This window comes from Synechococcus sp. BA-120 BA3 (genome assembly GCF_034931285.1).
In the GTDB taxonomy this organism is placed as follows: Bacteria; Cyanobacteriota; Cyanobacteriia; order PCC-6307; family Cyanobiaceae; genus Cyanobium.
Window position 1 is genome coordinate 1 of the sequence record NZ_JAYGHZ010000079.1, and the last position, 5,743, is coordinate 5,743.

6 protein-coding genes are annotated in these 5,743 nt (G+C 70.5%); 2 read left to right on the forward strand and 4 right to left on the reverse strand.

All coding sequences use genetic code 11. The features are described 5' to 3' along the window. Window positions 1-148 precede the first annotated feature (148 nt). The 3 genes from mtnC to VB737_RS05065 form a co-directional block, all read right to left on the reverse strand. The gene (gene mtnC, locus VB737_RS05055; protein ID WP_500311672.1) at window positions 149-1,516 is read right to left on the reverse strand and encodes an acireductone synthase; all 1,368 of its coding nucleotides are present in this window, start codon (window positions 1,514-1,516) and stop codon (window positions 149-151) included. Window positions 1,517-1,599: 83 nt separating this feature from the next. Continuing rightward, entirely contained in the window at window positions 1,600-2,448 is an 849-nt protein-coding gene (locus VB737_RS05060) for a DNA-formamidopyrimidine glycosylase (RefSeq protein WP_500311674.1), read from the reverse strand. Window positions 2,449-2,491: 43 nt separating this feature from the next. After that, window positions 2,492-2,701: a photosystem I reaction center subunit IV gene (locus tag VB737_RS05065; protein WP_094587464.1), complete on the reverse strand. Its 210-nt coding sequence runs from the start codon at window positions 2,699-2,701 to the stop codon at window positions 2,492-2,494. 140 nt (window positions 2,702-2,841) lie between these two features. Here VB737_RS05065 and VB737_RS05070 point away from each other — a divergent pair, with 140 nt between their 5' ends. Together VB737_RS05070 and VB737_RS05075 are read left to right on the forward strand one after the other, a co-directional pair. Continuing rightward, the gene (locus VB737_RS05070) at window positions 2,842-3,873 is read left to right on the forward strand and encodes a hypothetical protein (RefSeq protein ID WP_500311676.1); all 1,032 of its coding nucleotides are present in this window, start codon (window positions 2,842-2,844) and stop codon (window positions 3,871-3,873) included. Window positions 3,874-3,933: 60 nt separating this feature from the next. Continuing rightward, window positions 3,934-5,430 carry a RecQ family ATP-dependent DNA helicase gene (locus VB737_RS05075; RefSeq protein WP_500311678.1) on the forward strand — a complete coding sequence of 499 codons (1,497 nt, stop codon included), beginning with the start codon at window positions 3,934-3,936 and terminating at the stop codon, window positions 5,428-5,430. A gap of 16 nt (window positions 5,431-5,446) precedes the next feature. Here VB737_RS05075 and VB737_RS05080 read toward each other — a convergent pair. Continuing rightward, window positions 5,447-5,743, reverse strand: a 297-nt coding sequence (locus tag VB737_RS05080; RefSeq protein ID WP_500311680.1) for a DUF8654 domain-containing protein, incomplete at its 5' end; no start/stop codon positions are given.

Genomic DNA, 5,743 nt, shown 5'->3' on the forward strand with positions numbered 1-5,743 from the left:
AGCAGCGGCGACGATAGTTGGGGGGTAGCCCCCTGCGAAAATAGCTCGATGCCAGGTAAAACTTCCGACCCCGCAAGGGGTCGATGAGGAGAAGCCACCCGAGGAGGGTGGCTTTTCTGTTGGCATGATGTCACGTTGCTGCGCCGGATCAGACGTTGATCTCGGCAAGGCTCGTGATCGCCTCGAAGGGGCCCGGTTCCAGTTCGGGGTTGCCCTGGCGCTGGCTGAATCGTGTCGCCATTCCAGCGGCCCGTGCGGCCTCCAGCTCGGCTTTGGCATCACTGACAAAGAGAATCGCGCCGGGCTCCAGCCCCATGGCGGCGGCGATCGTCCGGTAGCTCGCGGCAGCACCCTTGGCGCCCGTGGTCGTATCGAACCAATGGCTGAACAGGGGACTCAGGTCACCGGCATTGCTATGGCGGTAGAGGAGCTTCTGGGCCTTCACCGATCCTGAGGAGTAGACGGCCAGCTCCAGACCCGCCCGCCGCCAGGCCTGCAGGGCCGGGGCCACATCGTCGAACAGGGGGCAGAGCAGTTCGCCGCTGGCATATCCCTGGTCCCAGATCAGCCCCTGCAACTCCTTCAGGGCCGGCAGCTTGCGGTCCTGGTCGATCAGCTGCTGAAGGAACCGAACACGCTCAAGATGGGTGCCTTCATCCCCGGTGCTGCCTGAATCGCCGTGGCTGGTGCCGTCGTCGCTGGCGGCCATGGCCGCATCGATCGCCTCGATCAGGGGGCCGAGTGCCGGCTCGTGGGCTCCCGCCCGCAGAAAACCATCCAGCCGTTCACGGGCATAGGGGAAAAGCACCTGGCTCACGAAGGGCACCGGGCAGGTGGTTCCTTCAATGTCCAGCAGCACGGCCCGGAACACCCCGGCCCGGGGCTGCTGCTGGCAGATGGCCTGGAGCAACAGCCGGCGCCAGCGTTGCTCCAGTAGCCACTCCAGGATCTCCAGGTGCCGCCGGGCTTCTGTCATGTCGCCCCCCCAGGCGTAGAGGCCATGGCCGGCGATCAGCAGGCCGTAGGGAGCGTCGCTCAAGAGTGGTCCAGCGCTGGCACTGAGCCGGGCCAGATCCTGGTCGTTGGCCAGCACCGGCAGCGTCACCCGGCGGCGATGACTGTCGATGCCCGCCAGTCCCTTGAGCATCTCCAGGTCCTGCAGCGTCAGGCCACCCGCGTCCATGCCCTCCTCCAGACACCAGTCGGAGAGCAGGGTGGCCGCATGGGAATGGGTGTGCAGCACGGCGCCGGCGCCGGTGCGCGCCACGATTTCTAGATGCAGCAGGGTCTCGGCACTGGCCCGGCCTTCGCCCGCCACCACCTGCGCGCGGGCGTCCACCTGGATCAGGGCTTCCGGGGCGACCGTGCCTTTATCGACGCCGCTCGGGGCCATCAGCAGGATCAGGGGGTCGCGCGAGAGAACGCAGCTGAAGTTGCCGCCGGTGCCGTCGCACCAGCCGCGGGCATGGATGGCCGCCATGGTCTGGCTGAGCTGGACGGCGAGGGCGCTGGTCACGCGGGCTTGGGAACGAAGGGAACGGCTTGGGAACGAAGGGAGTGGCTTGCGAATGAAGCGAGCGGTGGGGGCGAGCCCCCTGGTCAGCTCTGGCAGCGGGGGCACCAGTGACTGCTGCGCCCCCCCAGCTTCTCGCGCAGGATCACCGTGCCGCAACGTCGACAGGTTGACCCGCCGCGGCGATACACCCAGGCCTGGCCGCCGTAGTTGCCATTGGTGCCCTGCAGGTCCCTGAAATCACTGAAGGTGGTGCCACCGGCGCCGATGCTGGTCTCCAGCACCTCCACCAGGGCCAGACGCAGCCGCTCCAGACGGCTCAGGGGCAGACGGCCGCTGGGGGTCTGGGGCAGGATCCCGGCGGCGAACAGGGACTCATCGGCGTAGATGTTCCCCACCCCCGCCACCAGCGACTGATCGAGCAGGGCATTCTTGATCGGCCGGCGTGAGCCCTTGAGCCGCTGGCGCAGGTAGGCGCCGGTGAACTCCGCCCCGAAGGGTTCGGGCCCCAGGCGCCGCAGGCCACCCATCACGACCTCATCGTCGACACCGGGCGGCACCCACCACATCTGTCCGAAGCTGCGGGTGTCGACGAAGCGCAGTTCCTCGCCTCCCTTGCTCCAGACCCGCACCCGGGTGTGGGGACAGGGGGGACGATCCTCGGCCAGCCAGAGAAACTGGCCGGTCATGCGCAGGTGCACGCCCCAGCGGCCCGCGGGGCTGCCGTCCGGGGCTTCGAGATCGGCCAGGAGGTACTTGCCGCGGCGGTGCCACCGGCCCACACGAAGGCCCCGAAGAGCCCTGCAGAAATCGGCAGGGTCTTCGGGGCTGGCGATGGCGCGGGCTCGGAGCACCTCGACGCGGTCGATGATGAGACCGGAGGTCTGATGCTCAAGCCCCCGGCGTACGGTTTCGACCTCCGGGAGCTCGGGCATGCCCGGGATCGTAGGGCTGGGCGTGGAGGGCCAGGGGCGACGCTCAGGCCTTGACGAGCTCGCTCTCGGCGAAGTTGTTGGTGTTGATACCGCCGTCGGAACCGCTGTAGCCGTTGTAGTTCACCTTCTCGAAGCGAACCACGACCGGGTAGCGGATGCCGGAGGTATCCACGGACGCCACGGTGCCCACTTCGTTGTACCAGTAGGACTCGGGACGCTTGATCCGTACTTTGTCGCCGCGGGAGATGGCCATCGCTGGGCTGGAAGATCGGGTGGTCTGCGCAGCGACCCTACCGGCGATCAGGGGCCTGTGCCCGGGCGATGTCACGGTTCGTTGCCGGCCCCGTGGCAGCATCCCCGCACCCACCGCCGGCCCCGCCGATGGTCCCGTCCATGGCCCTGCCCGAGGCCCCCCAGCTGCGCCTGGATTTGCCCGATCCGGAGAGCGACACCCTCAGCACGATGGAGTTCCTGGCCCGGCTGGAGGAGGCCTGGGCCGTCTGCGACCGTTTCGATCTGCAGACCGAAATCTGGCGGGGCCGGATCCTGCGTTCGGTGCGCGACCGGGAGCGGCGGGGCGGCGAGGGGCGCGGCACCGGCTTCCTGCAGTGGCTGCGGGAGCGGGAGATCAGCAAGACCCGGGCCTACACCCTGATTCAGCTGGCGGAGTCGGCCGACGGCCTGGTGGGCGAGGGCCTGCTGGAGGAGGCCAGCGTCAACAACTTCTCCAAACGGGCCTTCCTGGAGACGGCCCAGGCGGATCCGGAGGTCCAGCTGATGATCAGCGAGGCGGCCAACGAGGGCCAGCAGATCACCCGCAAACAGGTGCGACGGCTCAACGATGAGTTCACCGCCGCCACCAGCCCCCTGCTGCCGGAGGAGATCCGCCAGCGCACCGCCGACAACCTCCTGCCCCCCCGGGCCGTGGCGCCCCTGGTGCGGGAACTGGCCAAGCTGCCCGAGGAGCAGCAGGACGACCTGCGTCGCGTGCTGCGGGACGAACCGGAACTGGAGCGGGTCAAGGACGTGACCCTCACGGCCCGCTGGCTCAGCAAGGCGGCCGAGGCCGGCCTGGCGGTGCGGGCCTTCCAGCAGGGGAACCTCGATCTGGAGAAGGCCCTGCAGGAGGCCCAGCGGCTCGATGCCCTCGGTCTCCTGGCCGATGCCGTCGGCCAGGCCCAGGCCCTGGAGAGCGCCGTGCTCAAGCTCCACACCAGCTGGCGCCGGCTGGGAGGCCTGCAGGAGCGTCTCTGGGTGGAAAGCGGCAGCAGCACGCCCCATCTGCGGGAGCTGCTCACCGTGCTGCAGAGCCTGAGCGGCACCACGATGCGGGTGTCCCTGGGGGAACTGGCCGGGGGCAAGCGGGTGCGCCTGCAGCTGGTGGAGGAGTCCCCCGACCAACTGGAGCCACCCCCGCTGAACTGAAGGGGCACCCCCTAGATCTGGTGGGAGCTAGGGTCTGGCGGTACCAGCGGTGGAGTGAGCTTGGGGGCCGATCCCCTCACCGAAAGCCTGCGGCGCCATTTCGGCTGGGAGAGCTTCCGGCCCGGTCAGCGCCCGGTGGTGGAGGCCCTGCTTGCCGGCCGTGACTGCTTGGCGGTGCTGCCCACCGGCGCGGGCAAGTCGCTCTGCTTCCAGCTTCCCGCCCTGGTGCGGGACGGCCTTGTGGTGGTGATCTCCCCGCTGGTGGCCCTGATGCAGGACCAGGTGAGCCAGCTGCAGGCCCGCGGCATCCCGGCGGCCTGTCTGCACCGGGGCCTGGACCCGGGTCAGCGGCGCCAGCTGCAGCAGCGCCTGGCGGCCAACCGGCTGCGCCTGCTGTACCTGGCCCCCGAACGGGCCCGGGCGGAGGCCACCCGCCAGCTGCTCGAGGAGGCCCTCGAGACCGGCCGGCTGGTGGCCCTGGCGGTGGATGAGGCCCACTGCATCAGCGCCTGGGGCCATGATTTCCGCCCCGATTACCGGCGCCTGGGCCAGCTGCGGGCCCTGTGTCCGGGGGTGCCGCTGGTGGCCCTCAGCGCCACCGCCGCCCCCCAGGTGCGGGCCGACATCATCCGCCTGCTGCAGCTGCGGCGCCCCCTGGTGCAGGTGCGATCGGCCCGCCGCGGCAACCTCGCCTACACGATGCGGCGGCGCCCGGCCGATCCCCTGGCGGAGGTGGTCGCGGCGATCGGCGAGGCCCGTGGGGCGGTGCTCATCTATGCCCGCACCCGTCGCTCGGTGGAGCAGTGGGCCGCGCGCCTGATGGCGGCTGGGGTGGAGGCGATCGCCTACCACGCCGGCATGGACCCGGAGAGCCGCCAGCTGGCCCTGCGCCATTTCCAGGAACATCCAACGCCGGTGCTGGTGGCCACGGTTGCCTTCGGCATGGGGGTCGACCGGCCCGACGTCGGGCTGGTGCTGCACCTCGACCTGCCCGCCAGCGCCGAGGGCTACCTGCAGGAATCCGGACGGGCCGGCCGCGACGGACTGCCCGCCCGTTGCCTGGTGCTCTTCGATCCGGCCGACCGCACCAGCCTGGGCTGGGCCATGCGCTCCGCCGGCCAGCAGTTGCCCCCCGACCAGCGGCTGCTGGAGCGCCACCGGCTCGAACTGGCCCAGCAGCAGCTGCGGCGCATCGAGGCGGTGGCCGAAGGGGAGGGCTGCCGGGAGCAGGCCCTGCTCCTGGCCGTGGGGGAGATCTCCCCGCCTTGCGGCCGCTGCGACAACTGCCTTTCGTCGCCGTGCCGCGATGACTGGGCTCCGCAGGCGGCCGTGCTGCTCTCCGCCCTGGAGGACCGCAGCGGCCGCGACCTGCGCAGCCTGGCCGAGGACCTGGCCGGTGCCCACGGGGAGGCGGAACCCTCCTGGGCCTGGCTGGCCCGGCGGCTGGTGCAGGAGGAGCTGATCAGTGAGAGCGACGACGGAGCCCAGCGCCTCTACCTGCGCCCGGTGGGACGCAGCTACCTGCGGGATCCCTGGCCCCTGCGTTGGTCGGCCTGAACGGCCCCCGTGGGCCTCAGCTGCCGCGGGCCTTGCAGAGGTCGGAGACCAGCTGCTGCTCGAAATCGGCCTGGGGGTCGTCCCAGCTCTTCCACTGCCCGGCCTGGCTGGTGGCATTGAGCTTGCGGGCGCTGCAGTTGACCGCCAGGTAGAGGGATTCCCCCTGGGAATTGAGGGTGGGGGCCACCATGCTGCCGCCCATGGGCTGCCAGTTGGCCCAGTCCACCTGCAGGGGGCCGTAGTTGCGCCAGTCGGGCTTGCCGGGGCTTGCCGTGGCCGTGCTGGCGGGCCGGGGGGCGGCGGCCACCGTGGC

What these genes read in the sequence shown, in the direction of transcription:
- VB737_RS05060 (WP_500311674.1), bottom strand. Translation starts at nt 2,448, where the DNA reads ATGCCCGAGCTCCCGGAGGTCGAAACCGTACGCCGGGGGCTTGAGCAT.
- VB737_RS05065 (WP_094587464.1), bottom strand. Translation starts at nt 2,701, where the DNA reads ATGGCCATCTCCCGCGGCGACAAAGTACGGATCAAGCGTCCCGAGTCC.
- VB737_RS05070 (WP_500311676.1), top strand. Translation starts at nt 2,842, where the DNA reads ATGGCCCTGCCCGAGGCCCCCCAGCTGCGCCTGGATTTGCCCGATCCG.